Here is a 26,952-nt window from a genome sequence, read left to right as displayed (position 1 = left end):
TATTTAGATCCTAATTGGTATTATTTTGTTTTTATAGTTCCATTTCTATATAAATCTAAAGCGTCATTTAGTAATAATTCAATAAAATTAACAGGCAGGTCTTCATTCGGGTTTACTCTAAAAATTTTCATTCGGGAACGACTTCCTTCTTCTAATTCAGGATGGGTCAAGTGTTTTCCTTCAACCATTAGAATATAAGGCTCATCTGTTTTCTTGTCAGTCCAAAGGTAACAGAACATTCTTTTCTTGTAGCAAAAGCAAGGCATTCCCCATTTCGTTGTCTCTGTAATGTTATCATCTTGTGTAAGAATAATCTTTCTCAAAGCAAGTAAGCAACTTTTGTTCGGTTCTTTCTTGTTTAAATAATAATTATTAGTTTCTCGAATCATATTTTTACAGATGTTATTTTACAGCAATTAAAAAGTCTATTGTTGCGTCATTTGGGTTTTGTGATTTTTCTCCAAACACTTCAAAATCTGCAGTATAAACCCGATCTAAATCCATTCCCCATATTTTTGTCCATTCATTTACAATTAATCCTTTTGTTAAATCTCCTTTGGCTGATATTTTAATATATTTTCCGCCTTCAAATGATTTACCAACCATTCCGTTGGGTATTTTATTTAGATTTTCAACTTTGCAACCTAAAAGTGTTGTGTACGGTCTTGTATGGTCGCTTTCGTATTCTGTATAGATTGAATAAATTGTATTGTCAATTTTGTTCGGTATTTTCTCAAGAATTCCTTCCGTCATAAACTTGTTCCACAACGCTCCAATGTCTGTTGCCGCTTGTTCGTTTTCGTTTGTAGTTCTTACTGAAATACCGATTACTTTAAATGCGTTAACACTTACCTTTTTCATATGATTATAATTTGTTTTTTAATTGTCATATGGAACTTACCGTGCTTAGATAATCATCTCCCTGTGTGTCAAGATTGCTTAGGCATGGACGTTTCATATTCTTATTTTTTATGATTTGTAATGTTACAAAAGTAAATGCAGGCTATGACAAAGGTGTGTCAGGGGGTGTCATGTATTTTTCTCTGCAAATTTCAAAATATTCTTGAAGTGTCATTTTTTGAGGTTCGAAATGCTCATTTTGAACAATTAATTTCTGAATACGGTCAAGTCGAAAAACTCTAAAATCATTTCTTAACTGACAGATAGCAATTAACAGCCAGTTTTCTTGAGTGCTGTATATTGCAAATGGTTCAATTGTTCGTTTTGTAAATTCTCCTTGCAAAGATTTATATTCAATTTTTATAAGATTAGAATTTGTAATTGCTGATTGAATGGTCATTAAATAATCACTTGTTTTCTGACTTTCCGGATTATTCCTGAAAAATATTCTTTCAGATAAAAACTCAATCTTTTCTTTTTGAGAGTATCGTAAAATCGATTTTATTTTAGAAACAGCATTTTGATATTCCTCGGTAAAAGATTTGTCTTTGTTTCTTACTATTAGTTGTTCAGCTGTTATTAAGGCATTTGCTTCTTTTTCTGTAAACATTACAGGGGGAAGATTGAATCCCTGCATTAGGGAATAGCCTTTTCCTTCTTCTGTAATTATTGGGATTCCAGAATTTTCAAGTGTTCTAATATCCCGATATATAGTCCGGATGCTTACGTTATGCTTTTTAGCAATTTCCCGGGCCGTTAAAATCTGTTTTGATTGTAGTTGAGTTAATATAGCAGTTAATCTAGACAGTCTAGGTTTTTCTTCCATTTTGGATGGTTTTTTGCTTGTGTGTGGCACGTTTTATTTTTCTATGTATTTTGTTGCATTTGTTCCCGTTCACAAGAAACAAGAAATGTTAGAGCTATTAAAATTAAAGAAAAATGTAATAGTCCTTTCATGTCTTTTAATTGTTTTATTTATGGGGTGTTTATTACAATCAAACCCCATATTGGGCGAAGCAGATACCATTTTATTACCGGTAGAGCCTGTTTGGGGCGCAAAATATCCACTGCCGGGAGTTATTCGATTATCGGTAGGAATTGAAAATATCGAAAAATTAAAAGGGCAGATAGGTGAGGCCTTGGGGAAAATATAATTTATAGGGTCACGATAGTTGATATTCGGAGTGCTGCAACTGGCTTTGGTATAGTTTGGTAGGTAAAAACGAGAATTTATAATGCCTGTCGGGCAAATTGATATTCCAGATGGATACTTTTATACTCCTGTAGCTCGATTTGAGTCTCCTGTTGGCAAAATGTTGCTCCTGTTGCTCAGTTTAGGTTTCCTGTTGGTAAAAAGACCTTCCTGTTGCAAAACGGGTCAACAGTAATAGGGCGTACAGCATGTTTATCTCTTGTTCATAAATAAAAAAGGGTCACGACCTATCGTGACCCTAGCTAAATATTATTGAAGTTTTTTTATTTCAGCAAAATACCAATTTTAAGACCAGCCGTTATAGTCAGTGGTGTATCCGAATTGGCACCCGAAAAACCATAATGATAGGATTCATCAGAGTTATAGTAATAATCTTCTGCATTACCTTTACTAAATCCATAACCCAAGCCGAAATACATATCCAAAAGGAAGATATCATTAAATACATACTGCTTACCCACAATAATATTTAAGGCAGTAGCCCAATTTGTCGCTCTTTTATTATAGTCGAAATCGTAAGAATACATTGAGAAGGCAATTTCCGGCTTCACATAAGTTCCTTTTAAAACGTGAGCATAACGCATGCCTTTTAAATAGAAATCAGGACTCTTTATAAATTTCATCCCAAACTTCGCAAAAGCACCTCGGGGATTCTCGTCATTATTATCAACGCCTAAACCAATTATTCCCAAACTGACTTCCCAGCTTCTTGAAGGTCGGATTAGTTTTTCATATGATAATGTTGTGTTTCCGGTTAAGGGAGCCAGAAAATCTACTTTAATGGCATGTTTTTTCTGATTTTCATAGGTTTCCTTTCCGTAAAGAGAATGAGAAAAGCTCAGCTCTTTCCCGTTTTCCAATATGATTTTCAGAATGTCGTTTTTATCGATTCCAAACAGAATGTCATTTGAGGTTTCCGGGATGATGTATTTTACCTCATCGGTTAAAACTTCCTTAACCTTACATGCAATGGTATCCTGATTGGTTTTTACAATTCTATCCTGAGCACTAAGCTGAAAAGAAGAAAACAAAAGAATTGGCAAGAGGTATTTTAAATAATTCATACTTGGTTTATTTAGAGTTTAATCTTGGTTCTTAATGCAAAAATTCAAATTTTACGTAAATCAATATGAAAAATAATTTGCGAATTTATCAAAATAAAATTGGATTAATGTTAACAGAAGTTTTTTTTAATATGGATCAATTGCCTATTTGTATTGATTATAATTAGCAGATGAAATAATCCCTGACAGTTCGGATAATCGGTTTTAAGTTTAGCGACACTATACATCCTTCCTGGAACAATAATATTTTGCTGCAAATAAAAAGGTCACGACATGTCGTGACCTTTTTTAGTAATAGGTATGTTTTGTAATTATTCTGCAATTGCTTCCGTATCGTTAATTCTATCGATCAACGATTGAGGCAGTTTCTTTTTTACTTTGGCGCCTAACTCACGAATGTTTTCTGCTCTTCGAATAAGGTTACCACTTCCTTCGGTTAACTTATTCATTGCCGTAGCATAAGTCTTTTTTGAAGTGTCCATTTGTCTGCCTAAATTGATCATATCCTCAACAAAACCAACAAATTTATCGTAAAGCAAACCTCCCTGCTTGGCAATTTCCAATACATTTCGGTTTTGTTGTTCCTGTTTCCAGATCGAAGCAATGGTACGCAAGGTTGCGAGCAATGTCGATGGACTCACAATCACAATTTTGTTGTCCCACGCATAATTAAAAAGCTCCTGATCGTATTGCACCGCCATGGCAAAGGATGATTCAATCGGCATAAACATGAGAACAAAGTCAGGCGAGTTTATTGCTGCAGAGCTTTGGTAATGTTTCTCGGCCAATTCTTTTACATGAGCTTTCATCGAAACAATGTGTTCCTTTTGGAACTTTTCGGCATCCACATCACCAATTGAATTTACATATCGTTCGTAAGCAATCAGCGATACTTTAGAATCAACAATTACGTGTTTCTCTTCCGGCAAATGAATGATCACATCCGGACGAATGGTTTGTCCTTCACTGTTTTGCATCACCACTTCACGGTCGTATTCCTGACCCTTGGTTAAGCCCGACCGCTCTAAAATTCTTTCCAGAACCACTTCACCCCAATTTCCCTGTTTTTTTACATCACCTTTTAAAGCTTTGGTCAGGTTGTTGGCTTCATCACTAATTTTGGAGTTCAGATCGTAAAGCTTTTTCACCTCTTCCTTTAGGCTGATCTTATCACGCAGTTCCCTATCGTAAGTTTCCTCTACTTTTTTCTCAAACGACATCAGTTTTTCCTTAATCGGACTCATGATGTCACTCATGTTTTTTTGATTTGAGGTCGTAAATTCTTTGGTGTTTTCCTTTAGTATTTTTGTGGCAATATTTTCAAATTCGGTAGTGAATTTTTTCTGAAGTTCTTCCAACTCTTGTTTTTGAGTTGTTAAGCGTTCTTCTAAATTTTTTCGCTCGGTGGCAGATATGGAAACAGAGCGGGTGAGGTTCTCATTCTTCTGACGCTCCAGATTCATCGTTTCGTTTACTTCTGTTTTCTCCTTTTGCAGATTATTGGCCCGTTCTTCCAAAACCGACAGTTTGTGCGAAAGTTCACTCTTTTCGTTAATAAAAGCGTTTTCCTGTTTCAGCAATTCTTCCCGATGCAAAGCCGACTGTTGTCCTGCTTTTCTTCGGTAGATAAACCAGGCAATAACCAATCCACAGATTATTCCGATTGCGATGTATACTATTTCCATTTTGTAGTTTTTTGTTTGTAGTAACGCATGCTGCGTTTTTACATTGGTTTTTGAGGTGAAGTGGAGAATGTTATTTTTTTAACCACAAAGTATGTTGTGTTCTTAGTGGTTAATTTTAGGTTTTTCGTATTCCTTAAGCTCCATTTTTTCTCCATCGAATACAGCATAGGTAAAATGAGTTACCCAATCGCCGGTGTTGATGTATCGGCTTTTACCGTTTAAATCGACATTAGATGGCCAGTGCCGGTGTCCAAAAACAAAGTAGTCGAAATGTTCCTTTTTCAGTTCATCTTTGGCAAACAGAATAAGCCATTCTTTATCTATGCCTCTAAAGCTGTCAGCCTCTACTTTTCCATCTCTAAGTCTGCTGTGTCCCGACCATTTGTGGGCCAGCCAAATTGATAAATTGGGATGAATACGGGCAAATGACCATTGCAAAAAACGACTGGTAAATATCTTCTTCAGTAGTTTGTAATTCTTGTCGAAGGGGCCCAATCCATCACCATGTCCAAGGAAAAATTTTTTCCCTTTAATTTCGGTTTTTACAATATCCCGATGTACAATCACACCAATTTCGGTTGGTAAGTAGTCGAACACCCAAATGTCGTGGTTGCCGGTAAAGAAATGTACAGGAATTCCAGAATCAGTAATTTCAGCAATCTTACCCAGTACACGAGTAAAGCCTCTTGGTACGGCGCGTTTGTATTCAAACCAAAAATCAAAAATATCTCCCATCAGATAGATGGTTTCTGCATCATCCTTCACCTGATCGAGCCATCGTACAAACAATTTTTCGCGTTCGCGGTTGTTTCGTAAAGCAGGAGCTCCTAAATGTACATCCGATGCAAAGTATATTTTTTTGTTTTCGATCATTTCTGTCTAAGACAAATGGTTTGTAATTGTCAATTTTTTCTCCCCTTCACCTTTTTTGGAAGGGGTTGGGGAATTAGGTTTTGTGTAAATCTACTTCACGTATTCGGCAATTTTTTCTTCAAGAGCCAAACCAAAAAGATTTTTACCAACAATTTCACCTTTCTGATCCAACAGGTAGTTGGATGGTATTGACTGAATATTGTATAGTCTGGTTGCCATCGCACTTCCGTTTTTTAAATCGCAGACATTAGTCCAGTTTAACTGATCTTCCTGAATGGCTTTGGTCCATAAATTTTTATTCTGATCAACAGAAATCTGATAAATTTCCAATCCTTTTTTGTTGAATTTATTGTATACCTTCTTCAAGGTTGCGTTCTGTTTGCGAGAATTGGCATCTTGAGACGCCCAAAAACTTAAAACAATAAATTTACCTTGTAAAGAGCTAAGGGTAATTTCTTTTCCTTTTGCATTTGGAAGAGTAATATCAGGAAAACTACTTCCTTTTTCTTCAATCAGCTTAGACATTTTAAGGTTGACCATACGTTTTTCAAGATCGGCAAGATTACTTAAAATTGCTTTGGTGTAATCGTGTTCAGGATACAAGGCTTTCATCGATGACGCAACGATTTTAACAAATTTGATGTCGTCGTTCTCGTTTAAGGTAAAAGTCTTGTCATCTAATTTTTGATACAAAGCCATATAGCTCGATAAAGAGGTGGCATTTTTCATGATGAAATTAATTGAAAATTCTCTTTGGCTTTGAAGAGCTTTCACGTAATCTGCCAATAGGTTTTGGGAAATGCTGGAATAGTTCGGATCAGTCTTTTTCTCTTCCAATTCTTTACGAATAGATGCAAGCTGATCCTTTGTCTCATTCAGTTTATCATTTAACTCCTTAACTAATTTAGATCCTTTGGAGCCTTCAACAATGTAATTTTTTCCCATATTTTCACTTTTGCTGTAAACAAGAATGCTCTCGTTGGCTTCAGCTAAAAGGGTAATTAATTTTCCATTCGAAAGGCGCAGCAGATAAAATTCGGGTTGGGTATTTTCTACTTTAAATCTAAACCGACCTTCTTCATCCAGGGTAGTTGAGTCCAAAACTTCAACACCAGTAGTGTTCAGTCTGTCAAAGTACAATACCTTACCTTCGGCATTATCAATTTTACCTTCTACTTTAACTAGGTCTTTTTGACTACAAGCCCAGAATAAAAGGATCGGTAGGGCTAATAATAATTTTTTCATATGATTGGTTTTCTTTGGTTACATTCAACAGTTTTTTCAATTTTTATCCGGATGAATATATGCAGCCGCTTATTTAGTAAGTGATCCTCATAATATTATCACAGAAAAACGAAATGAATTTAATTATTTCATAATTCTATTCGGAAACTAAGCGGGAAATTTACTAATAATTTCCTGTTTAATCATTATTATTCCCTTCCCGGATTTAATTTGTTCCTTGTAAAAAACAGGTCTCATATATGCCTTGCAGACGAATCCTATTATTTCAAACATTCGCATGAAATTTAATTCGCTTACCTTAAGGCTGAGTTTGTTCCTTAAATTTTCATATTTTTGCATCAAGAAATTAAGATGTATTCTCAATTCTATAGCTCGAAAAATCTGGGGAAGTGGAGGAGATGAAAGAGAATTTTTTGATAGAATAATTTTGCCGGCACATGAAAATATATACGGATTTAAAAGATTTTTCCGCAATTAATCCAGTTGTAACTATAGGCACCTTCGATGGGGTGCACCTTGGGCATCGTAAAGTGATTCGTCGCTTGCAGGAATTGGCTCAAAAAGTGAATGGGGAAACTGTAATATTCACTTTTTATCCTCACCCGCGACTTGTTTTAAATACAGAAGACAATGGCTTGCGCTTAATCAATACTTTGGAAGAAAAAAAAGTGTTGCTCGAAGCTGCGGGTATCGATCATTTAGTTGTTTATCCATTTACAAAAGAATTTTCCAAATTAACTTACGTTGAGTTTGTCGAAAAAATTTTGGTAAAGCAATTGGGGATGAAATATCTGGTGGTTGGTTACGATCATCGTTTTGGGCACAACCGGGAAGGGAAATATGAAGATTTAAAGGTTTTTGCCGATCAGTTAAACTTTAAAATAGAGCGTCAGGATGTCTTGAATATGGATGCTATAAATGTTAGCTCTACAAAAATAAGGAATGCCATTGCCGATGGCGATATTCAAATGGCAAATAAATATTTAGGTTATCGGTTTTTTATTAAAGGAGATGTTGTTAACGGGAAAAAATTAGGACATACCATTGGATTTCCAACCGCAAACATTGATCCTCAGGAAAGCTATAAGCTGGTTCCAAAAGACGGCGTTTATGCCGTAAAAGTTGATGTTGACGATAAACGGTATTTGGGAATGCTGAATATTGGTGTTCGCCCAACCGTAAATAATCAGTTAGATAACCGGTCTATCGAAGTTCATATATTGGATTTTAATCAGGATATCTACTTCAAAAATATTACAATTCATTTTTATCAGCGCATTCGTAACGAACAGTTTTTTGCATCGCTTGATGAGTTGAAAGCTCAGTTGGCGAAGGACAAATTGGAAGTGATAAGTTTGTTGGGATAAATAAGTAACACAGCTAAAAAAACAACCCCGAAGAAATTCTCCGGGGTTTTGTATTTCAATGCAATAGCTAGTTACTTGTTTTGCCGGCTACGTCCATTTTTATCTGATTCTGATGATTACTTCCCATTTGTGTTTCCTCATGTTTTGTCTGAGGAGTGGAAGTGTTTACTTCCTTTGCGGGAATTCTCATTCCATAAAATGAACGGTACACAAAGAACAAACCAATTACTAAGAAAACAGCTCCAATGTAAGGGGCGTAATTTATATTTCCTGTTTTATCTGATTGAACAATCAGTTCAATGGCAATTTCGGCTGCCAATAGTCCAAATAAAGTAGAAAACTTGATGATAGGGTTCAAGGCTACCGATGAGGTGTCTTTGTATGGATCACCGACAGTATCACCAATAATTGTTGCATCGTGTAATGGAGTGTTTTTCTCTTTCAAATCAACCTCAACCACTTTTTTAGCATTATCCCACGCACCGCCTGCGTTGGCCATATACATGGCTTGAAACAAACCAAAAATGGCAATGGAAATAAGATAGGCTACAAAGAAGTTCGGACTAAAGAAGGCAAATGCCAGTGTCAGGCATAAAATTACGGCAAAAATGTTCCACATTCCTGTTTGTGCATACTGAGTGCAAATTCTCACAACATTCTTTGAATCTTCAATGTCGGCTTCTGTCTTGTCCAAATCGATATTCCTTTTGATGTATTCAACAGCACGATAAGCTCCGGTAGTAACAGCCTGCATGGATGCACCCGAGAACCAGAAAATTACAGCCCCGCCAGTAATTAAACCAAGAATCACAGATGGATCGGTCAATTGAATTTGCAGCAATGATTCCCCATTCGAGAGAATCGTTCCCTTAAGCAAAAGGATAATTGCAAAAATCATTGTAGTTGCACCAATAACTGCAGTGCCAATTAATACGGGTTTGGCCGTAGCTTTAAAGGTATTTCCGGCAGAGTCATTCTCTTCCAAATTATGTTTGCCACTTACAAAATTAGGTTCAAAACCAAAATCGTTAAGAATTTCCTCTTTAATGTTTGGAATCTTTTCTATCTGAGATAGTTCAAAAACCGATTGAGCATTATCTGTTACCGGACCATAACTGTCAACAGCAATGGTAACGGGTCCCATTCCCAAGAAACCAAAAGCCACCAATCCAAAAGCAAAAATTCCAGGATAATCGCCAAATATGGCAATGTCTTGAACGGTGTAAAATGCAGTTGCCATAAGAGCCATCATTACCATACCTTTCCAAAAAGCAGAGAAATTACCGGCTACCATTCCCGAAAGTATCGTTAAGGATGCACCACCTTCCCGGGAAGCGGTAACCACTTCCTGAACATGACGGGAACCCGAACTGGTAAATGCTTTGGTTAATTCCGGAATAACCGCAGCGGCAAGTGTTCCGCAGGATATTATTGTTGAAAGTTTCCACCACAATCCTTCAGGCAGATCTGATATTAGGATGTCGCTGACGACATAAGTTACAACAATTGAAATAATCGAAGTAATCCAAACCAAAGAAGTCAACGGAGCTTCAAAATTAAAATGATCAGCTTGACTGTATCTTGCTTTTGCAATGGCTTGATTTACCAAATAAGCAAATACTGATGTGAAGATCATCAGGACACGCATAGCGAAAATCCAGACAATAAGAGTTGATGCAAAACCAACGTTTGGCATTAATCCGGTTTCACCAAACATCAAAATAATGAAAGTAATTAATGCAACACCGGTAACACCATAAGTCTCAAACCCATCAGCAGTTGGTCCAACACTATCACCTGCATTATCACCGGTACAATCGGCAATAACTCCAGGATTACGTGGGTCATCTTCACCAATTTTGAATACGATTTTCATTAAATCGGCACCAATGTCGGCAATCTTGGTGAAAATACCACCGGCAATTCGCAGAGCCGAAGCGGCTAATGATTCGCCAATAGCAAAACCCACGAAACAAGCACCGGCACTATCACCAGGTATAAACAGCAAAATAGCGATCATCATAATCAGCTCGATACAAATTAAAAGAAGACCAACACTCATACCTGCCTGCAATGGAATGGACATTACATCGAAGGGCTTTTTCTTAAGCGCTGCAAATGATGTGCGGCTGTTTGCGTAAGTATTTATCCTGATTCCAAACCAGGCAACTCCATACGATCCTAATATTCCCAGTACTGTCCAAAGCAGAATAAGCATAGTTTTTGGAATGGATACGTGAGCTAATCCAATAAAATAATAGGAAATTGCAAAACCAATAATCAGAAAAAGAATAATTAGAAATTTACCTTGCTGCAATAGGTAAGTTTTGCAGGTTTCGTAAATAATATTGGAAACCTTTGCCATTGAATGATGTACAGGAAGATTTTTAATTCTATTAAATTGAATCATTCCGAAGAATAAACCCAAAACGATAACTACAATGCCATAAAATAACAAGTTCCAGCCATTTATGCCACCAAGTCCGCCAAAAACACTCTGTCTTAAATCGGGAACAACCAGGTCTGCTTCGCTGGCAAAACTTGCGAAAGGAGTTAGCAGTACCCCGAACACTAGTAGTAATAATGCTTTTTTCATAGGATAGAGATTAAATTAATTAGGTGAATTTCCTATCAAATTATGCATTATTGTAAAGTGAAACAAGACTTTATGTAATTACTTTTTTAAAAAGTAAACTTTATTATATTTTGATTGTATCCTGAATTTCTTATTTTTAACGTGTGAAAATTAGTTCCTTAGGTTAGGGAACTATTGTTTTGGAATTAATTTAATTGCGGACATTTAATGTGTTTGTACTGGAAGAGTAACTGTTTCGATATTCTTTTAATTTGTGAATCGCAACAGATCCGTTAAAGGGGTAACCATCGCCCAGAATATTAAATTTACTTTTGCAAACAGGACATTTTACAAAAACACCATCAAGTTCGACATGTTCTTCTGAATCCCTATCATTCGTGCAACTTGCGTCAAATACGTCAAATTCATAAGTACTGGTTCTAACTACAATAAATCCATGCCCGTTGTATCCGGTTGATGTGCCTATCTCATCAAAGTAAAGCGCATTGCCAACAGAATTTAACCCGTCATAAAATTCTAAATAAATCTTTCCATTTACATAAACGTATGGGATGATTTCATCAACATTCGTATCTTTACTGCAGGAACAAAAAGTGATGTTTATCAGACAGAAAAGAAAAAAAAGTGGTAAATTTGATTTATTGTGGCTCATTGTAGTTTGTTTTATTCTTTATATAACGTAATGGTTGCCGTTATTAGTGCAGGCATTCGCAAAATTAAGCTTTTAAATTAATTTTAACAGTATCAGTATGGACGATAGTTGGGGGAATATATTATACTATGTTATAGTGGCACTCTTTGTTATTGTTGGTGCTCTCAAAAAAAAGAAGCCGGTAGCTGTTCAGCCTCCCGATGATGAGGAAATTCTTCAACGGTCGGAGCCTGAAATTCAGGGTGGATTCGAATCACTTTTTGAGAGCTTGTTGGGCAACGAAATACCCAAACCTTACGTTCAGCCTGTAGAAAATACAACTTCCGAGCAAAAGGAAACAATGATGGAGGAATATACAAGATTGCAAGAACTGAAGGAAGAGGTTCGCGAAGAGAAAAAAGAACCTGTTTTTGATGATTTAAAATCAATCTATAGTGATAGTAAGCATGAGAATGAGTTAGAAGAAGATCAGGAAGAAGAAATCGATTGGCGCCAAGCCATTATTTACAAAGAGATTTTAGATAGAAGGTACACCTAAAGCAAAAAATAAAGTATACTTTTATTGATTCCTGTTATTTAATGCAGGTAAGGGTTCGTTTATACTAAATTTGTATATTTGCATCCGGAAGAGTTTCGAAAAATCGAAATTCTTTTTGTTTTTTAGATCGTTATCGATCAAATAGATAAGAATTATAAGAATTTAAATAGGAGGGAATTATGTCTGGTTATTCATATGTAACAGCCGAAGGACTAAAAAAACTAAGAGCAGAAGTGGAACATCTAGAGACGATCGAACGTCCTAATATTTCCAAACAAATTGGAGAAGCAATCGATAAAGGAGACTTGTCGGAAAATGCCGAGTACGATGCTGCAAAAGAAGCTCAAGGTTTATTGGAAGCCAAAATTTCACAATTAAGAGGTATTCTGGCTAACAGTCGGGTAATTGATGAGACTAAAATTGATACCTCGAAGGTTCAGATGATGACTAAGGTTACCATTAAGAATCAAAAAAATGGTACTGTAATGGCTTATACTTTAGTGTCGGAAACCGAGGCTGATTTTAAGAAAGGGAAACTATCAATCAATACACCAATTGCCAAAGGTTTAATAGGTAAGGTTATTGGTGATGTTGTTGAAATTCAGGTTCCAAATGGTTTAATTCCATTTGAAATTATTGATATTTCGTTATAATTAAAGCGGGTACAAAATCAGAAACACACGGATATGGCTTCAATTTTCACAAAAATAGTAAATGGCGAAATTCCTTGCCATAAAATAGCTGAAGATGAGAATTTTTTTGCTTTTTTGGATATCAGTCCTTTGGCACTAGGTCACACTTTGGTAATACCAAAGCAGGAGGTTGACTATATTTTTGATTTGGATGATGATGTTTTAACAGGATTAAATCTTTTTGCCAAACGCGTAGCAAAGGCCGTTGAGAAGACCATTGAATGCAAAAGAATTGGAATTGCTGTTATTGGTATAGAGGTTCCGCACACTCACATTCACCTGGTTCCGATAAATAATGTTGGAGATTTAAACTTTGCGAATCCAAAATTGGAAATAGCATCGGATAAGTTGGCCGAAATTGCGGCAAAAATTAGAGAGAATTTTAAATAGAATCAATTCTTCCAATAGAAATATCAGCCACTTTTTAAGTGGCTTTTTTTGTGATCCAATTTAAAATTATTTGACCCTGCCCGGATTCTTTTTTACAAAATCTGCCCAGGATTTTGGTTTACCTGCAGATGCAATGCTATTGGACTGAAAAAAATGACACATTGCGATTGCAATAGCATCCGTTTCATCCGAATTTTGTGGGAATTCCTTCAGATTAAAAAAACGTTGAAGAACGGTTGCCAATTGTTCTTTTGAGGCCAGTCCGGTTCCGGTAATCGCAAGTTTAATTTTTTTTGGTGCGTACTCAAAAATGGGAATATTGCGATGCAATGCTGCTGAAATTGCAACACCCTGAGCCCGTCCTAATTTAAGCATTGATTGAATGTTTTTTCCAAAAAACTGTGACTCAATAGCTAATTCATCGGGTTTGTACTCATCAATTACCTGCAGTGTACGTTGGAAAATTTTCTGAAGTTTAATGTAGGGATCAGAAATCTTTTTGAGATCCAAGACACCGGAAACCAAGATTTGTGGTTTTTTGTCTACAACTCTTATTAGTCCGTAGCCCATTAGATTGGTGCCAGGATCAATTCCCATAATTATTCTGTCGTTACTCAATTGAATTGGTTTTTCGAATAAATTTTTGCAGTACAATACCCAAAATGATAAGTACCAGTCCTGCAAGAGTACTAAGATAGATAGATTCTCCGATAATAAGATGAACAAACAGCAAGGAAACAAACGGACTTAAAAAAACCAGATTGCTTATTTTATCTGTTGAACTTGTCATTTTTAATGCTTTTAACCAGAATACAGCTGCAATTCCACATTCTACGACACCTATATATACAGCAGCTAAAATACTTTTGTTGTCAGGCATGCGAAATTCAGAAAACAGGATGATAGATATCAGTATATAAAGAAAGCCAAAAGCCATGTTCAAAAATAGTTTGCCTTTTTCTTCTCTTAAATCGCGAACATTAAACAACCAGAACAGAGCCCAAAATACAGAGCTGGAAAGAGCTAACAGTACTCCAAAGGTATTTGGGGTTTGAATGGATGTGAATGAACCTTTGTTAGCAATAATCACAACGCCCGAAAAACTTACCAATATGCATGAGATACTCTTCCATCCAATTTTATGTTTTAATAAAGGGATCGAAAGCAGTACCAAGGTAATTGGCCAAATGTAGTTCAGACTCAAAGCAAATTGAGCAGGCAGTATTGAGTAAGCTTTTAAAAGCACCAAATAGTATAGAAATGGATTTAAAAAGCCCAATCCTGCCGATCGAATATAATCCTTTGTGCTTCCTGAAAAAGTTTTTTGTAATTGAGATGTGAATAAAAGTAAACAGCCCAAAAAAAGCACGGCTATTCCCGAAGAGATTAGCAGAAGATGAAGAAAATCCATTCCGTGCAATGCAATTTTAAATGCTGTCGCTACTGTTGACCAGCAAAAGATTGCTGACAGGGCGTAAATGTATGCTTTCTTTTGCGTATCCAAAGTCTTGGAAATTATGCTTCTTCCAGCAAGGATGAAAAACTCATCACCTGGCTTCTGTATTTTGCTTCGAAAACAGCTTTGGCTCTTGGCTCGAAACTACAGTGATACTTAGTGAATAATTCTTTGTTTTTGAACAGAAGTTGAAGTGAATAGGTCAAACCTTCATTTTCTGTAGCAACCATTACTTTGCAAAAATAATTGGCGGAAAAAGTTCCGGTTTCTTTAAGTAAAGGGATAAATTTTGTTTTCATCCATTCACAAAACTCTTTCTCCATAGAATTTTCAATCAAATAGCTGGTATTGTATATAATCATTGATTGCAGTCTTTAGTTTTTGCAAAGGTATTTAAATTTCACTTTCTTAAATCATTTAATTTTTTTCGGGCTTCAACAGAGTATATGCTGTCAGAATATTCAGTCACAATATTTTTGTAGTTCTCCATGGCTTTTTCTGTTTCGTTTAACTTCTGAAGCAGTTCTCCTTGTGTGAACAATGCCTTTGGCGCAAGAGTTTCGTATGGATGTTCTTCTATAATTTTGGACAAGGCCAAAAGTGCTTTTTCTGTTTTATTTGCTTTGATGAAAATTTCATATTTCAGAAAATAAACTTCATCAGTTAGTGAATGTCCCGGATGATTTTTAAGCAATTCATCCAGCTTAAGAAGGGCTAAAGAATCTTTTCGCTGATACATCAGGAATTCTGCTTCAGCATAGATTTTCATAGCTGTGTAGCTTGTATCTAAAGTAGTATTGTCACTAATCAATTGCGATAGGAAAATTGCATCGTTGGCTATTAGTTTCGAAGTACTTCCTTTTAGTGCATCCAGCTGAGCTTTGGCCCATTTTAATTCACCCATAAAGTAAGACACTTTGGCTTTTTTGAATTTTGCTTCGAAGCCTATCGTGTTGTTTTTGTTTGATTTTTCGATTTGTGAATACAGTAGAATTGCATCCCATTTTTCGTTGGTAAATAGCTTGATGTCTGCCAGTTCAAGTTTTAATTCCGATCTGTTTTGTTGGCTAAGTCCTGAACTTGCCAATGCTTTTTCTAATAGTTCGATTGATTCTGCCGATTGATTCAAAAAGAATGAATTGATGTGTGCGTATTGTATTAGAACAGAACTGTTCTGCAATGCAGTATTTTCTTCCGAAAAGAATTTTTTATATCGTCCGGAAAGCTCAATCCAATCAGATTTTGATGTTGAATTTTGTTTTTGAAGCAGAAGATAACGGGTTTCCAAATCACCAACGCGGGCATTTAAATAATTGGGCGATGAAGATCCTTTATCAACAACATGTTGATAACATTCAAGAGCAGTTTTAAAATCATCATTTGTTCTTGCAGTGCTTGCTAAGGATAGCAGACGGGAACCATCCTCTTTTCCAATTAAATCTATCGACCTTGCTTGTGTGAAAGCTGCTTGAAACTGTTTTTTCTGCATAAAATACCATTGTAACAATTCCTTAAAGCTGATGTTTTCAGTTTCAGTTTGTATTTTTTGCAGCAATTGATTTTTTAGAATGGGATCCAAACTTGAATTGATATCCTGAAGGAGTGCGGATTGCAAATGGTTTTCTACAGTTTTTATTTGTGTTGGATCAACTGAAAGTGCCAGCAGGTATTCTGCAACCATCTTTTCAAAATCTCTCTGAGATAGGAAAATAGTTGCCAGTTCCATGTGAAAGAGATGCTCCTGATTCATAATTTTTCTGCCGATATGGTAAGTTTTAACGGCGAATTCATATTCGCGTTTTCTTACGAAAGCGTTAGCAATACTAGTGATTTCACTTCTGACAGGAACCATCTTTTTTAAAACCTGATTGTATTGAGCCAGACTTTGATCACTTTCTCCGGCCATTTGGTAAACGAATCCCAGGTCTATTAAAAAGCTTCGGTCGTCCGGATTTTTTTTAATTTCTTTTTTAATTGATTTCTCTGCTTCCTGATAATCCTCAAGTTGAATTAAGCAATCAATATAGTAGTTGAAATAAGTTCTTGACCGTGTAATTTTATGCAGGTTAAAGAATAGGGAAGATGCCGGTCTGTATTCTTTATCACGAAAGTAGTTAAAAGCCAGTTGACTTTCTGTTTGGATGTTGTTTTGTGAATAGCTGTATTCAGATCCTAAAAAGGAAATCAGAACAAGAAAGCTTACTATGAATTTTTTCAAAACCAGTTTTTTAAAGATGATACTCTAACTCAAAAATATAAAAAAAGCCCGGTTGTTTCGAACCGGGCCATAAAATTAAGTAAATATCTTTTAGTCGATTAGCTCAAATCCAGTGTAAGGAACCAATGCTTTTGGAATTCGGATTCCTTCAGGAGTTTGGTTGTTTTCAAGCAAGGCGGCTACAATTCTGGGCAATGCCAGTGCACTTCCGTTCAAAGTGTGTGCCAGTTCAGGTTTTTTCATATCCTTACCTTTGTATCGTAATTTTAAACGATTCGATTGGTAAGCTTCAAAGTTAGAAACAGAACTTACTTCAAGCCATTTGTCTTGAGCTGCAGAAAATACTTCGAAATCGAAGGTGAGAGCCGCAGTAAAGCTGGTGTCACCACCACATAAGCGAAGCAGGCGGTAAGGAAGTTCCAATTTCAGGATAAGACCCTCAACGTGGGCTACCATTCCTTCAAGGGCTTCGTATGATTTATCAGGATGCTGTAATTGTACAATTTCTACTTTATCGAACTGGTGAAGACGATTTAAGCCACGTACATCTTTTCCGTACGATCCGGCTTCTCTTCTAAAACAAGCAGAATAAGCGGTATTTTTTACCGGGAAATCTTCTTCTTTTAAGATAACATCACGGTAAATATTTGTTACCGGAACTTCAGCTGTAGGTATTAAATACAGGTTATCCTCAGTTACGTGATACATTTGCCCTTCTTTGTCTGGCAATTGTCCGGTTCCGTATCCAGAAGCTTCGTTAACAACTAGCGGAGGAATTACTTCTTCGTAACCGGCTTTGCGGTTTTCGTCCAAAAAGAAATTGATTAAGGCTCTCTGAAGAATTGCACCTTTGCCCCTGTATAAAGGGAAACCAGCACCGGTGATTTTATTTCCCAATTCAAAATCAATAATATTATATTTTTTAGCTAATTCCCAGTGAGGAATTGCATCGGCGTGCAGTTTTGGAATAGTTCCACACGTTTTTTCAACAACATTTTCGTTTTCACCTTTACCTGCAGGAACAGATGAATGCGGTGTATTTGGAATTTGAAGCAACAAATCATTTAATTCCTGAATTGTACTGTTCTGAATCGCAGTTAATTCGGCAATAGAATCCTTCAATTCTCCGGTTTTTTCTTTTGCAGTATTCGCCTCATCAGCTTTTCCACTTTTAAAAAGCATTCCGATTTCTTTCGATAAACCGTTCATTTCTGCCAGTGTAGCATCTAATTTTACTTGGCTTTCTTTTCTTTTTTCGTCAAGAATGATAATTCTTCCGATGATTTCTGTTGCGTCGAAATTCTTGATTTTTAAAGCCTTAATGGCTTCTTCCTTATTTTCCTGTAGGTATTTGAGGCTTAACATCAGTATCTTTTGTTAATGATTATATCTATAACTTTCAGGTTATAAAAATAAAAAAATCTCCTGTCTTTATACGAAATAAAGCAGGAGATTTAAATATTTTAAAGCTAAATAATCTATTCAGCTAAAGGTTCAATAGAAACGTAAGATTTATTATCTCTTTTCTTTTTAAAAACCACTGTTCCAGGAATAAGAGCAAAAAGAGTATGATCTCTGCCAATACCTACATTTTCACCTGGGTTGTGTTTTGTTCCTCTTTGACGAATAAGAATGCTTCCAGCTTTAGCCAATTGCCCGCCAAAAATCTTAACTCCTAATCGCTTACTTTCCGATTCTCTACCGTTTCTAGAACTACCGGCTCCTTTTTTATGTGCCATTTTGTTATATTTTTAAGGATTAAGCAACAATTTCTTCAATTTGAATTTGTGAAAGGTCCTGACGGTGTCCGTTCAGTTTTCTGTATCCTTTTCTTCTTTTCTTTTTGAATACTTTTACCTTGTCACCTCTCATGTGAGATAAAACTTTAGCAGTTACTTTAGCTCCTTCAACAGTTGGAGCACCAACTACTATCTCACCATCGTTATCCACTAAAAGTACTTTAGGGAACTCTACTTGTCCGCCTTCTTCAGCAGATAGTCTGTGAACAAAAATCTTTTGGTCTTTTTCAACTTTAAATTGCTGACCAGCGATTTCTACAATTACGTACATTATTTCTAATTTTACGGTTTGTTCCTGAGGGTGGGTCATTTTAAACATTAAATATACCTCTTGGTGAACCCCCAAAGAATTTTATTTCGGATTGCAAAAATAAAAAAGAATAATTGATAAACAAAGTTTTACTCCTGTAAATGAATCATTTTGATTCTTTTTTTTCGATTTGGATCTAATTTCAATTGATTTCACAAAAATAAAATCAATAAGTTTCCATGGCTGCTTTTGGATTTCTTTGGCTATAATACGTATCTTCATAGATACGATTGAGAAAATCAATATATGGTATATATGTGATTGATGAAAAGGAATTCGAAGTTGCTAATTGATTTTGTAAATAGAAGTAAATCAGCAGGTATTGGTGAAGATGAGAAGTAACCTCAGTTTATTGTTAATAGTCAATTAAAAACAATTCTTATATTTGTTAATTGATTGGTGAAAAAAAGAGGAGTTTTTATGGGGAAGATAAAACTTAACGTTTTAGGATTGTCGTACAGTCAGACTCAAACAGGAGCCTATGCACTTGTTTTGTCTGAAGAAAATGGAGACCGAAGGATTCCTATAATTATAGGTGGTGTAGAGGCTCAGTCAATTGCTATTCAGTTGGAGGAATTAGAGCCTCCACGACCATTAACTCATGATCTTTTTAAAAGTTTTGCTGAAGCCTTTGCGGTGAATGTTGTTGAGGTAAATATTTATCGGCTGGAAGAGGGAATTTTTTACTCAGAGTTAATCTGCGAAAAAGGATTAAGTCGTATTCGGATAGATTCCCGCACATCAGATGCTGTTGCCATTGCTCTGCGTTTTAGGTGTCCAATATTCACAACAGAAGAAATAATTGAGAAAGCAGGAATTGTGTTAAGTCTTGAGGGAGAATCTGAAGATCCGATGATTGCCGGACAAACAGACCCAGAGGTACCTAAGCCTGAGAAGAGGAGTCAATTTACCGAATATTCTATTGCACAGCTTAGAGGGATGCTGGATGATGCAGTTCGTGATGAAGACTACGAACGAGCGTCACTGATTCGTGATGAAATTGATCGTCGGGGAGAATCTGTTTAAAAAAATACAAATTATTATATAATTAAAAACAAAAATGGCAAGTTTTCACTTGCCATTTTTGTTGTATATATTTAGTGGCTAAATTCGGCCAGTTGTTTTGGATCGTGCTTGTGCTTAAACAGAATTGCAAAGAAAATGGCAACAACTAGGGAATAGACTGCAAATGTACTCCAAATCCCTTCCCAATTAAAAAGATCTCCCTCGCCTTTAAAGAATGTATCAATAATGAGACCACTTGACCAACTTCCCAAAATGGCACCAAATCCATTGGTCATCATCATAAATAATCCCTGAGCACTTGCACGCATGCTTGAATCACTCGAGGTTTCAACGAATAGCGAACCTGAAATATTAAAGAAATCAAAAGCCATTCCATATACAATACAAGAAAGAATTATCATCCATAATCCACCTGATGGATCACCAAAAGCAAAGAGTCCGAATCGAAGAACCCATGCGATCATACTTATTAGCATGACTTTTTTTATTCCAAATCTCTTTAGAAAGAAAGGAATGGCAAGAATGAAAAGGGTTTCAGATATCTGAGAAATCGACATGATGATAGCTGGATATTTTACAGCAATTAGTTCTTTGTATGCATCTATTTTTGCAAAATCGTGCAAGAATGTATCTCCGTAGGCATTGGTTAGTTGAAGAGAAGCTCCCAACAGCATCGAGAAAATAAAGAACATTGCCATTTTAGGATTTTTGAATAACCGAAAAGCATTTAGTCCTAACGAATTGACAATGGATTTATCCCGCGGTTCTTTGCAGATATTACACTTTGGTAAAGAAAATGCATAGAAACCAAGACACAGAGAGGCTAGGGCTGCTACGTAGAATTGTAATGCTGAAGTTTCAATTTTAAGCAAACTAACAGTCCACATGGCAATAATAAAACCAACAGTTCCAAAAACTCTTATGGGTGGATATTCCTTAACTACATCCATATTCGATTTGTTTAATGCCGAATAGGCAACTGTAATTGACAAGGAAATAGTTGGCATGTAAAAAAACATATTAATTAGCATCAGCCAAAACATAGACGCAGGAGTGTTTGCTTGGGGTAAAAGAGTAAGTATTATTGCCCCGCAAATGTGGAAGATTCCAAGAAGTTTTTCGGCATTAACCCAACGGTCGGCAATAATTCCCGCAATAGCAGGCATAAACAAGGATGCTATGCCCATTGTTGAGAAAATAGCGCCAAATTCTGTTCCCGACCAGCCTTTGTTTTGAAACCAATAACCACCAATAGTTATTAACCATGCTCCCCAAACAAAAAATTGAAGGAAGTTCATTACTATCAGACGATTTTTTATACCCATAACGATGTTTTTAAAAAATAGGTTAGTATTTGATATGTCTTACTGGTTATTGGTTGTTTTCGTAGTCTTAATTTGAAATTCGCCCGAGGATTCGTTAATAACGATTGGAATCTTTACTCTTTTGAAAATCAGAAGTGTCAAAACTAACTAAAAAAATAGATTCTTAAAACATCGGCATTGTCTTTTTATGACAATTACAAGTGATATGAAAACATTCTAGATAGAGCGGTCTTAATTTTTAGCGAACTAATTTGGTAAATGTATGTGTTGGAGATGACCTATAAATTGATTGAAAAAAGTATTTTTGTACTTCACTCAAGTTGAATATAAATGATTCAGGAAAGTTCAGTTCGTGATAAAACCCTGTCGCCGAAAGCTAAAGTCATTGCAGCTGTCAGGGAATCTATTCCAAAAGCCTATTCTACATCTAAGTGGCTTTTGAGTATCATGATTCCGGTTTCCTTTGGTGTGTTGTTGCTCAACTACACGGGAATATTGGCTTTGGTTTCGGGTTATTTGCAGCCTGTATTCGAGTACATGGGCTTGCCGGGAGAATCGGCATTTGTTTTACTAACCAGTATTTTCACGAATATTTATACGGCGATTGCTGTAATTACCAGTTTGGAGCTGGAGGGTCGGGTGGTTACAATTTTAGCAGCAATGTGTTTGGTGGCACACGGTTTTATAATTGAAACAGCGGTTCTAAAAAAAACAGGATCGTCGATGTTTCGAATGATAATTCTAAGATTGACAGGAAGTTTTGTGCTTGGGTTATTTTTAAATTGGGCTTTGCCGGCAGATTCATTTCATGCTCAGGCTGGCGTTTCTGTACAGCAGGAAACTTTTAATTTAATGTTTGCAGCTTGGTTTTTGTCTTCGTTGGTATTAAGTTTAAAAGTAATAATTCTGATTACCTTGTTGATGATCTTGCAGCGAATTCTGGAAGTTTTTGGTGTTATTAAATGGCTGTCGCGAATGTTGGCTCCTTTTCAGTCAATAATGGGACTGCCCGATTCCACATCCTTTTCATGGATAGTTGCTAATACTTTGGGTTTGGCATATGGTTCAGCCATCATGATAGAACAAGTTGAAAAGGGACAAATGACAAAATCAGAAGCTGATTTATTAAATCATCACATCGCTGTATCCCATTCACAATTAGAAGATCCGCTATTATTTGCAGCTATTGGTGTGCCTTTGGGTTGGTTGATTATTCCTCGTCTATTTTTAGGAATTATTGTGGTGTGGTTATATCGTTTCGAACTATTTATAAGGAAGTCGTTAAATAGTTTTATCTTTAAAAATTAAATTTTGACAATTAGTTATGCAACAATATCTTCACTTATTAGAAAGAGTTCTCGAAGAAGGGAATAAGAAAGAAGACAGAACCGGAACGGGAACCGTAAGTGTTTTTGGTCATCAAATGCGCTTCGATTTATCCAAAGGATTTCCTCTTTTAACTACTAAGAAGCTTCACTTAAAATCAATAATTCACGAATTGCTTTGGTTTTTAGATGGAGACACCAATGTCAAATATCTTCAGGATAATGGTGTTAGAATCTGGAACGAGTGGGCTGATGAAAACGGCGATTTGGGACATGTTTACGGATACCAGTGGAGATCGTGGCCAAAAAGCAATGGAGAATCAATAGATCAGATCACGCAAGTGGTGCATGATATTAAAAATAATCCTGATTCAAGAAGGTTAATTGTAAGTGCATGGAATCCGGCAGATATTGAAAATATGGCTTTGCCTCCCTGTCATGCACTGTTTCAGTTTTATGTAGCCAATGGCAAACTTTCCTGTCAGTTGTACCAGCGCAGTGCTGATATATTTTTGGGTGTTCCGTTTAATATCGCTTCCTATGCTATTTTAACAATGATGATGGCTCAGGTGTGTAATTTGGAACCAGGTGAGTTTATACATACCTTGGGCGATGCGCATATTTACATGAATCATATGGATCAGGTAAAGTTGCAATTGTCGAGAGAACCGAAAGAACTTCCGGTACTTAAAATAAATCCTGAGGTTAAAAGTATATTCGATTTTAAATTTGAGGATTTTAGTTTGGAAAACTACGATCCACATCCTCATATTAAAGGAGCAATTTCCATTTAAAACTAAACATTATGAATGTATCAATTATTGTTGCCGTTTCCCGAAATCAGGTAATCGGAAAAGATAATCAGTTAATCTGGAAGCTGTCTGCCGATTTAAAAAGGTTTAAAGCTTTAACCACAGGTCATACCATTATTATGGGGAGAAAAACTTTCGAATCAATAGGTAAGCCATTGCCAAACAGAACTTCTGTAATTATAACCCGTCAAGCGGATTATGTGGCAGAAGGATGCGTTGTTGTTAATTCGTTAGAGGAGGCTTTGGAAAAATTTTCGGATCAGGAGGAAGTTTTTATTATTGGCGGAGGAACTATTTATCAAGAAGCTTTGGCTAAGGCTAATAAGATATATTACACAAAAGTTCATAAGGATTTTGAAGGAGATACTTTTTTTCCGGTTTTGGATTTAAAAGAATGGAAATCAGTTAACAGAGAGGATTGTTTTCCAGATGAAAAAAACGAAGTTCCTTATTCATTTATCGATTACATTAGAAAATAACAGTATATATGAGGCGTTTTATTTCAGGTTTAGCATTATTTTTTTGCTTTTTATCGGTGAATTCATGTTCAACAGGATCAGATCCTGAAGATATTATTCTTGACGTGTTCTCTGTTCCTGCCGAGCTTACTCTGCAAATAGAAAATGTGTTTAACGATTTAGCCATGGATGTGAATGGTATTGCGATGCATAAATTGGAATTCACAGGTGATTTGATCACAACAAATGTAGCTAAATGCCTGAAGGCTTCAGTTCATCGAAATTCACAGACTTTTGTGCTTGATTCAATTGTATTGGATTATGGAACAGTAACATGTTCTTCGAATGGTGCTGCGTTTAAAGGAAAAGTAATTGTAGATCCTAAAGATGAAGATCTGAAATCTTTTGATATTCGTTTAAAGGATTTCAAATCTTATGGATATTCCATAACCGGAGCAATTGAGTTTCAGATAACCGGAGAAACCGCTGGAAAAGATTTTTCCATGAAAATGGAAAATGCTGAATTTTTAATTAGTGGAACCGGGGAAACGGTTTATACAGTTACTGTAGCAAGTATAAACAATGTTTACACTTTTTTTAAGAGTGAGGAAGGTTTGACTGATTATACTGATGATATTTTTAAATTTACAACGAGTCTTTCGGGGAAAACTCCTGATGGAGCATTGTTTAATTTGGAAAGTAGTAGTGACTTAATCTATGCTTATTCGTGTAAGAATATTATAGGCGGGAAGGCCGATTTCTCATTAAGCGATATTGGTGATGGTATAGTAAATTTTGGAGGAGGAGATCCTGAGTCTGAGTCTGATTGTGATGCTAAGGCCACAGTAAGTGCATTCGGAGCAAATATATCAATAACATTATAAAAAGAAAAAAGCCGGATATTATCCGGCTTTTTCTATGCGACTTTTAAACGCTTGAGGTTTATTTTTTCAAGTTTCTCACTTGCGTACTTTCTGTCAATATCAATTTTCTTCTGACCGCTTGTTGGTAATTCAAACATGGCATCAATCATGATGGCTTCGCAAATGGATCTTAATCCACGGGCTCCAAGTTTAAATTCCAATGCTTTATCTACAATATATTCCAATGCATTGTTTTCAAATGTCAATTCGATATCGTCAATTTTAAATAGCTTGGTGTATTGTTTTAAAATTGCATTTTTAGGCTCTGTCAGAATGTTTCTCAATGCTCTTCTATCCAAAGGTTCTAAGTAGGTAAGAACAGGTAAACGGCCAATAATCTCAGGAATTAAACCAAAAGATTTTAAATCCTGTGGGGCAATATATTGCAATAAATTATCCTGATCAATCTGTTCTTTTTCTTTGTTGGCATTGAATCCAACAATTTGAGTATTTAATCGTTGAGCAATTTTTCTTTGAATACCATCAAATGCACCACCACATATAAATAAAACGTTTTTGGTATTTACCGGTATCATTTTTTGATCAGGATGTTTTCTTCCTCCTTGAGGCGGAACATTAACAACCGATCCTTCCAGTAATTTGAGTAATCCTTGCTGAACACCTTCACCTGACACATCTCGGGTAATGGAAGGATTGTCGCTTTTTCTGGCAATTTTATCTATTTCATCAATAAACACAATTCCTTTTTCAGCAGCAGCAACATCATAATCTGATGCCTGAAGAAGCCTTGTTAAGATCGATTCAATATCCTCACCAACATAACCAGCTTCGGTTAGTACCGTGGCATCAACAATAGTAAACGGCACATGAAGCATCTTGGCAATTGTTCTGGCTAATAAGGTTTTACCTGTTCCAGTTTCTCCAACAAGAATAATATTCGATTTTTCAATCTCAATATCTTCGTCATCTCTTTCCTGCAGTAATCTCTTGTAATGATTATATACCGCAACCGCAAGATATTTTTTTGCATCATCTTGTCCAATTACATACTGGTCAAGAAATGTCTTTATTTCTGTTGGTTTTAATAATTGAATCTCTTTTAGGTTGATATCAGTACGATTCTTCAATTCTTCCTGTACAATAGCATAGGCCTGTTCGATACAGCTATCGCAAATATGACCGCTGATTCCGGCAATTAGAAGATTTGTATCCTTCTTTTCTCTCCCACAAAACGAGCATTTATCCATGTTTCTTATTTGTTATACTAAAAATGCAAAGTTAAGAATTTTATGCTTAACTCTGCATTTTGTTATTCTGATTTCTATTTAGTTAGCTTATTGCTCACGGATAAGCACTTCGTCAATCATCCCGTACTCCTTTGCTTCCGCGGCTGTCATCCAATAATCACGATCAGAGTTTTTCTCAACTTTTTCGTAAGTATTTCCAGAATGATCAGCAATAATAGTATAAAGTTCTTTTTTCAGTTTTAAAATTTCGCGCGCAGTAATTTCGATATCCGAAGCTTGTCCCTGAGCACCACCCATTGGCTGGTGAATCATTACTCTTGAGTGTTTAAGAGCAGACCGTTTTCCTTTTGTTCCTGCAGTTAATAAAACAGCACCCATCGAAGCGGCCATTCCCGTACAGATAGTTGCAACATCACACTTGATGTACTGCATGGTATCGTAAATTCCTAAACCCGCATGCACTGAACCTCCGGGAGTGTTGAAATAGATTTGGATATCCTTTGAAGGCTCTGTTGATTCTAAAAACAGCAATTGTGCCATGATAATATTGGCTACATAATCATCAATTGGAATACCAAGGAAGATAATCCGATCCATCATAAGACGGGAGAACACATCCATTGACGCAACATTTAGCTGTCTTTCCTCAATAATAGTGGGAGAGATGTAGCTGTTGTGGATTGAAGTGTATCTATCTAAGTTTAGGCTGCTTATGCCTATGTGCTTTGTAGCAAATTTATTGAATTCATCTTTTGGTATCATAGCGAAGTGATTTTATATTTCGTAGACCTAAATTAGTTAAATTTTCCCCATTTGAAAAGAATGGCTTAACAAAATCTGTATTTTATAAGACAAAAAGAAAACCACGCTTTTTGAA

General features: G+C 36.0%; 29 protein-coding genes. 10 read left to right on the top strand and 19 right to left on the bottom strand.

Translation table 11 applies throughout. The annotated features are described in order from the left end of the window. Nucleotides 1-20: 20 nt before the first annotated feature. The 3 genes from GQR60_RS09105 to GQR60_RS09095 form a co-directional block, all read right to left on the bottom strand. On the bottom strand, nt 21-389 hold the full coding sequence (locus GQR60_RS09105; RefSeq protein WP_156197273.1) for a DUF1801 domain-containing protein: 369 nt from the start codon (nt 387-389) through the stop codon (nt 21-23). 13 nt (nt 390-402) lie between these two features. Further along, nucleotides 403-861 carry a GyrI-like domain-containing protein gene (locus tag GQR60_RS09100; RefSeq protein WP_124992613.1) on the bottom strand — a complete coding sequence of 153 codons (459 nt, stop codon included), beginning with the start codon at nt 859-861 and terminating at the stop codon, nt 403-405. A gap of 142 nt (nt 862-1,003) precedes the next feature. Next, nucleotides 1,004-1,726 (bottom strand): helix-turn-helix transcriptional regulator, encoded by a 723-nt coding sequence (locus GQR60_RS09095; RefSeq protein ID WP_124992612.1) that lies wholly within the window; start codon nt 1,724-1,726, stop codon nt 1,004-1,006. Between the two features lie 151 nt (nt 1,727-1,877). On the opposite strand from GQR60_RS09095, the gene GQR60_RS09090 reads away from it, so the two are divergent. Further along, entirely contained in the window at nt 1,878-2,054 is a 177-nt protein-coding gene (locus GQR60_RS09090; protein ID WP_154675803.1) for a hypothetical protein, read from the top strand. A 322-nt stretch (nt 2,055-2,376) separates the two neighbouring features. Here the strand turns inward: GQR60_RS09090 and GQR60_RS09085 are convergent, their stop codons facing one another. The 4 genes from GQR60_RS09085 to GQR60_RS09070 form a co-directional block, all read right to left on the bottom strand. Then, nucleotides 2,377-3,177 (bottom strand): hypothetical protein, encoded by an 801-nt coding sequence (locus GQR60_RS09085; protein ID WP_124992611.1) that lies wholly within the window; start codon nt 3,175-3,177, stop codon nt 2,377-2,379. Nucleotides 3,178-3,488: 311 nt separating this feature from the next. Next, on the bottom strand, nt 3,489-4,862 hold the full coding sequence (gene rmuC / locus GQR60_RS09080; protein WP_124992610.1) for a DNA recombination protein RmuC: 1,374 nt from the start codon (nt 4,860-4,862) through the stop codon (nt 3,489-3,491). A 102-nt stretch (nt 4,863-4,964) separates the two neighbouring features. Next, nucleotides 4,965-5,735: a UDP-2,3-diacylglucosamine diphosphatase gene (locus tag GQR60_RS09075; RefSeq protein WP_124992609.1), complete on the bottom strand. Its 771-nt coding sequence runs from the start codon at nt 5,733-5,735 to the stop codon at nt 4,965-4,967. A 90-nt stretch (nt 5,736-5,825) separates the two neighbouring features. Further along, nucleotides 5,826-6,980 (bottom strand): TlpA disulfide reductase family protein, encoded by a 1,155-nt coding sequence (locus tag GQR60_RS09070; protein ID WP_124992608.1) that lies wholly within the window; start codon nt 6,978-6,980, stop codon nt 5,826-5,828. Nucleotides 6,981-7,417: 437 nt separating this feature from the next. On the opposite strand from GQR60_RS09070, the gene GQR60_RS09065 reads away from it, so the two are divergent. Next, nucleotides 7,418-8,347 carry a bifunctional riboflavin kinase/FAD synthetase gene (locus tag GQR60_RS09065; RefSeq protein WP_124992607.1) on the top strand — a complete coding sequence of 310 codons (930 nt, stop codon included), beginning with the start codon at nt 7,418-7,420 and terminating at the stop codon, nt 8,345-8,347. A gap of 67 nt (nt 8,348-8,414) precedes the next feature. On the opposite strand, the gene GQR60_RS09060 is transcribed toward GQR60_RS09065, so the two are convergent. Both GQR60_RS09060 and GQR60_RS09055 read right to left on the bottom strand, forming a co-directional pair. Continuing rightward, nucleotides 8,415-10,943 (bottom strand): sodium-translocating pyrophosphatase, encoded by a 2,529-nt coding sequence (locus GQR60_RS09060; RefSeq protein WP_124992606.1) that lies wholly within the window; start codon nt 10,941-10,943, stop codon nt 8,415-8,417. A 190-nt stretch (nt 10,944-11,133) separates the two neighbouring features. Continuing rightward, nucleotides 11,134-11,595: a hypothetical protein gene (locus GQR60_RS09055; protein ID WP_124992605.1), complete on the bottom strand. Its 462-nt coding sequence runs from the start codon at nt 11,593-11,595 to the stop codon at nt 11,134-11,136. Nucleotides 11,596-11,692: 97 nt separating this feature from the next. Between GQR60_RS09055 and GQR60_RS09050 the strand changes: the two genes are divergently transcribed. The 3 genes from GQR60_RS09050 to GQR60_RS09040 all read left to right on the top strand — a co-directional run bounded on the left by GQR60_RS09050 (nt 11,693) and on the right by GQR60_RS09040 (nt 13,215). Beyond that, complete coding sequence (locus GQR60_RS09050; protein ID WP_124992604.1) at nt 11,693-12,133, top strand: hypothetical protein; 441 nt, start codon at nt 11,693-11,695, stop codon at nt 12,131-12,133. Nucleotides 12,134-12,312: 179 nt separating this feature from the next. Then, nucleotides 12,313-12,786, top strand: a complete 474-nt coding sequence (gene greA, locus GQR60_RS09045) for a transcription elongation factor GreA (protein ID WP_124992603.1) — start codon at nt 12,313-12,315, stop codon at nt 12,784-12,786. Nucleotides 12,787-12,819: 33 nt separating this feature from the next. Then, nucleotides 12,820-13,215 (top strand): HIT family protein, encoded by a 396-nt coding sequence (locus GQR60_RS09040; protein ID WP_124992602.1) that lies wholly within the window; start codon nt 12,820-12,822, stop codon nt 13,213-13,215. A 66-nt stretch (nt 13,216-13,281) separates the two neighbouring features. Here GQR60_RS09040 and ruvC read toward each other — a convergent pair whose 3' ends face one another. From ruvC to rplU, 7 genes are all read right to left on the bottom strand, one after another. After that, the gene (gene ruvC / locus GQR60_RS09035; RefSeq protein ID WP_124992601.1) at nt 13,282-13,833 is read right to left on the bottom strand and encodes a crossover junction endodeoxyribonuclease RuvC; all 552 of its coding nucleotides are present in this window, start codon (nt 13,831-13,833) and stop codon (nt 13,282-13,284) included. Beyond that, nucleotides 13,826-14,719, bottom strand: coding sequence for a DMT family transporter (locus GQR60_RS09030; protein WP_124992600.1), 894 nt, complete (start codon nt 14,717-14,719; stop codon nt 13,826-13,828). The genes ruvC and GQR60_RS09030 overlap by 8 nt, the downstream gene beginning before the upstream one ends. 11 nt (nt 14,720-14,730) lie before the next feature. Continuing rightward, nucleotides 14,731-15,033 (bottom strand): DUF4286 family protein, encoded by a 303-nt coding sequence (locus GQR60_RS09025; RefSeq protein WP_124992599.1) that lies wholly within the window; start codon nt 15,031-15,033, stop codon nt 14,731-14,733. Between the two features lie 38 nt (nt 15,034-15,071). Next, on the bottom strand, nt 15,072-16,889 hold the full coding sequence (locus GQR60_RS09020; RefSeq protein ID WP_124992598.1) for a tetratricopeptide repeat protein: 1,818 nt from the start codon (nt 16,887-16,889) through the stop codon (nt 15,072-15,074). 90 nt (nt 16,890-16,979) lie between these two features. Further along, nucleotides 16,980-18,254, bottom strand: coding sequence for a serine--tRNA ligase (serS, locus tag GQR60_RS09015; protein ID WP_124992597.1), 1,275 nt, complete (start codon nt 18,252-18,254; stop codon nt 16,980-16,982). 113 nt (nt 18,255-18,367) lie between these two features. Then, a complete protein-coding gene (gene rpmA / locus GQR60_RS09010; protein WP_101310759.1) occupies nt 18,368-18,628 on the bottom strand; it encodes a 50S ribosomal protein L27 in 261 nt (86 codons plus the stop codon). Nucleotides 18,629-18,647: 19 nt separating this feature from the next. Further along, nucleotides 18,648-18,959, bottom strand: coding sequence for a 50S ribosomal protein L21 (gene rplU / locus GQR60_RS09005; protein ID WP_101310776.1), 312 nt, complete (start codon nt 18,957-18,959; stop codon nt 18,648-18,650). Between the two features lie 459 nt (nt 18,960-19,418). Between rplU and GQR60_RS09000 the strand changes: the two genes are divergently transcribed. Next, nucleotides 19,419-20,024, top strand: coding sequence for a bifunctional nuclease family protein (locus GQR60_RS09000; protein WP_124992596.1), 606 nt, complete (start codon nt 19,419-19,421; stop codon nt 20,022-20,024). Nucleotides 20,025-20,095: 71 nt separating this feature from the next. Here the strand turns inward: GQR60_RS09000 and GQR60_RS08995 are convergent, their stop codons facing one another. Further along, nucleotides 20,096-21,349 carry a nucleoside permease gene (locus GQR60_RS08995; RefSeq protein WP_124992595.1) on the bottom strand — a complete coding sequence of 418 codons (1,254 nt, stop codon included), beginning with the start codon at nt 21,347-21,349 and terminating at the stop codon, nt 20,096-20,098. A 330-nt stretch (nt 21,350-21,679) separates the two neighbouring features. Here GQR60_RS08995 and GQR60_RS08990 point away from each other — a divergent pair, with 330 nt between their 5' ends. Genes GQR60_RS08990 through GQR60_RS08975 form a run of 4 tightly spaced genes read left to right on the top strand, consistent with a single transcriptional unit; the run spans nt 21,680 to nt 24,828 of the window. Continuing rightward, nucleotides 21,680-22,657 (top strand): nucleoside recognition domain-containing protein, encoded by a 978-nt coding sequence (locus GQR60_RS08990; RefSeq protein WP_124992594.1) that lies wholly within the window; start codon nt 21,680-21,682, stop codon nt 22,655-22,657. A 16-nt stretch (nt 22,658-22,673) separates the two neighbouring features. After that, nucleotides 22,674-23,468: a thymidylate synthase gene (locus tag GQR60_RS08985; protein WP_124992593.1), complete on the top strand. Its 795-nt coding sequence runs from the start codon at nt 22,674-22,676 to the stop codon at nt 23,466-23,468. Between the two features lie 11 nt (nt 23,469-23,479). Further along, on the top strand, nt 23,480-23,965 hold the full coding sequence (locus GQR60_RS08980; protein WP_124992592.1) for a dihydrofolate reductase: 486 nt from the start codon (nt 23,480-23,482) through the stop codon (nt 23,963-23,965). An 8-nt stretch (nt 23,966-23,973) separates the two neighbouring features. Next, nucleotides 23,974-24,828 (top strand): hypothetical protein, encoded by an 855-nt coding sequence (locus GQR60_RS08975; RefSeq protein ID WP_124992591.1) that lies wholly within the window; start codon nt 23,974-23,976, stop codon nt 24,826-24,828. 32 nt (nt 24,829-24,860) lie between these two features. On the opposite strand, the gene clpX is transcribed toward GQR60_RS08975, so the two are convergent. Continuing rightward, nucleotides 24,861-26,075 carry an ATP-dependent Clp protease ATP-binding subunit ClpX gene (gene clpX / locus GQR60_RS08970; RefSeq protein WP_124992590.1) on the bottom strand — a complete coding sequence of 405 codons (1,215 nt, stop codon included), beginning with the start codon at nt 26,073-26,075 and terminating at the stop codon, nt 24,861-24,863. Between the two features lie 87 nt (nt 26,076-26,162). Next, entirely contained in the window at nt 26,163-26,837 is a 675-nt protein-coding gene (gene clpP / locus GQR60_RS08965; protein ID WP_124992589.1) for an ATP-dependent Clp endopeptidase proteolytic subunit ClpP, read from the bottom strand. Between the last annotated feature and the right edge of the window lie 115 nt (nt 26,838-26,952).

This window comes from Labilibaculum euxinicum (assembly GCF_009795715.1).
In the GTDB taxonomy this organism is placed as follows: domain Bacteria; phylum Bacteroidota; class Bacteroidia; order Bacteroidales; family Marinifilaceae; genus Labilibaculum; species Labilibaculum euxinus.
This window is presented reverse-complemented; position numbering and strand designations above follow the sequence as displayed.

Bases quoted from the DNA above. Each gene is read 5' to 3' on its own strand.
- GQR60_RS08980 (WP_124992592.1), top strand. From the start codon at position 23,480: ATGAATGTATCAATTATTGTTGCCGTTTCCCGAAATCAGGTAATCGGA.
- GQR60_RS09070 (WP_124992608.1), bottom strand. From the start codon at position 6,980: ATGAAAAAATTATTATTAGCCCTACCGATCCTTTTATTCTGGGCTTGT.
- GQR60_RS09025 (WP_124992599.1), bottom strand. From the start codon at position 15,033: ATGATTATATACAATACCAGCTATTTGATTGAAAATTCTATGGAGAAA.
- GQR60_RS09075 (WP_124992609.1), bottom strand. From the start codon at position 5,735: ATGATCGAAAACAAAAAAATATACTTTGCATCGGATGTACATTTAGGA.
- GQR60_RS09060 (WP_124992606.1), bottom strand. From the start codon at position 10,943: ATGAAAAAAGCATTATTACTACTAGTGTTCGGGGTACTGCTAACTCCT.
- GQR60_RS09085 (WP_124992611.1), bottom strand. From the start codon at position 3,177: ATGAATTATTTAAAATACCTCTTGCCAATTCTTTTGTTTTCTTCTTTT.
- GQR60_RS09040 (WP_124992602.1), top strand. From the start codon at position 12,820: ATGGCTTCAATTTTCACAAAAATAGTAAATGGCGAAATTCCTTGCCAT.
- GQR60_RS08975 (WP_124992591.1), top strand. From the start codon at position 23,974: ATGAGGCGTTTTATTTCAGGTTTAGCATTATTTTTTTGCTTTTTATCG.
- GQR60_RS08995 (WP_124992595.1), bottom strand. From the start codon at position 21,349: ATGGGTATAAAAAATCGTCTGATAGTAATGAACTTCCTTCAATTTTTT.
- rpmA (WP_101310759.1), bottom strand. From the start codon at position 18,628: ATGGCACATAAAAAAGGAGCCGGTAGTTCTAGAAACGGTAGAGAATCG.
- rplU (WP_101310776.1), bottom strand. From the start codon at position 18,959: ATGTACGTAATTGTAGAAATCGCTGGTCAGCAATTTAAAGTTGAAAAA.
- GQR60_RS09105 (WP_156197273.1), bottom strand. From the start codon at position 389: ATGATTCGAGAAACTAATAATTATTATTTAAACAAGAAAGAACCGAAC.
- GQR60_RS09090 (WP_154675803.1), top strand. From the start codon at position 1,878: ATGGGGTGTTTATTACAATCAAACCCCATATTGGGCGAAGCAGATACC.
- clpX (WP_124992590.1), bottom strand. From the start codon at position 26,075: ATGGATAAATGCTCGTTTTGTGGGAGAGAAAAGAAGGATACAAATCTT.
- serS (WP_124992597.1), bottom strand. From the start codon at position 18,254: ATGTTAAGCCTCAAATACCTACAGGAAAATAAGGAAGAAGCCATTAAG.
- GQR60_RS09065 (WP_124992607.1), top strand. From the start codon at position 7,418: ATGAAAATATATACGGATTTAAAAGATTTTTCCGCAATTAATCCAGTT.
- GQR60_RS08985 (WP_124992593.1), top strand. From the start codon at position 22,674: ATGCAACAATATCTTCACTTATTAGAAAGAGTTCTCGAAGAAGGGAAT.
- GQR60_RS09050 (WP_124992604.1), top strand. From the start codon at position 11,693: ATGGACGATAGTTGGGGGAATATATTATACTATGTTATAGTGGCACTC.
- rmuC (WP_124992610.1), bottom strand. From the start codon at position 4,862: ATGGAAATAGTATACATCGCAATCGGAATAATCTGTGGATTGGTTATT.
- clpP (WP_124992589.1), bottom strand. From the start codon at position 26,837: ATGATACCAAAAGATGAATTCAATAAATTTGCTACAAAGCACATAGGC.
- GQR60_RS09055 (WP_124992605.1), bottom strand. From the start codon at position 11,595: ATGAGCCACAATAAATCAAATTTACCACTTTTTTTTCTTTTCTGTCTG.
- greA (WP_124992603.1), top strand. From the start codon at position 12,313: ATGTCTGGTTATTCATATGTAACAGCCGAAGGACTAAAAAAACTAAGA.
- GQR60_RS08990 (WP_124992594.1), top strand. From the start codon at position 21,680: ATGATTCAGGAAAGTTCAGTTCGTGATAAAACCCTGTCGCCGAAAGCT.
- GQR60_RS09095 (WP_124992612.1), bottom strand. From the start codon at position 1,726: ATGGAAGAAAAACCTAGACTGTCTAGATTAACTGCTATATTAACTCAA.
- GQR60_RS09100 (WP_124992613.1), bottom strand. From the start codon at position 861: ATGAAAAAGGTAAGTGTTAACGCATTTAAAGTAATCGGTATTTCAGTA.
- GQR60_RS09000 (WP_124992596.1), top strand. From the start codon at position 19,419: ATGGGGAAGATAAAACTTAACGTTTTAGGATTGTCGTACAGTCAGACT.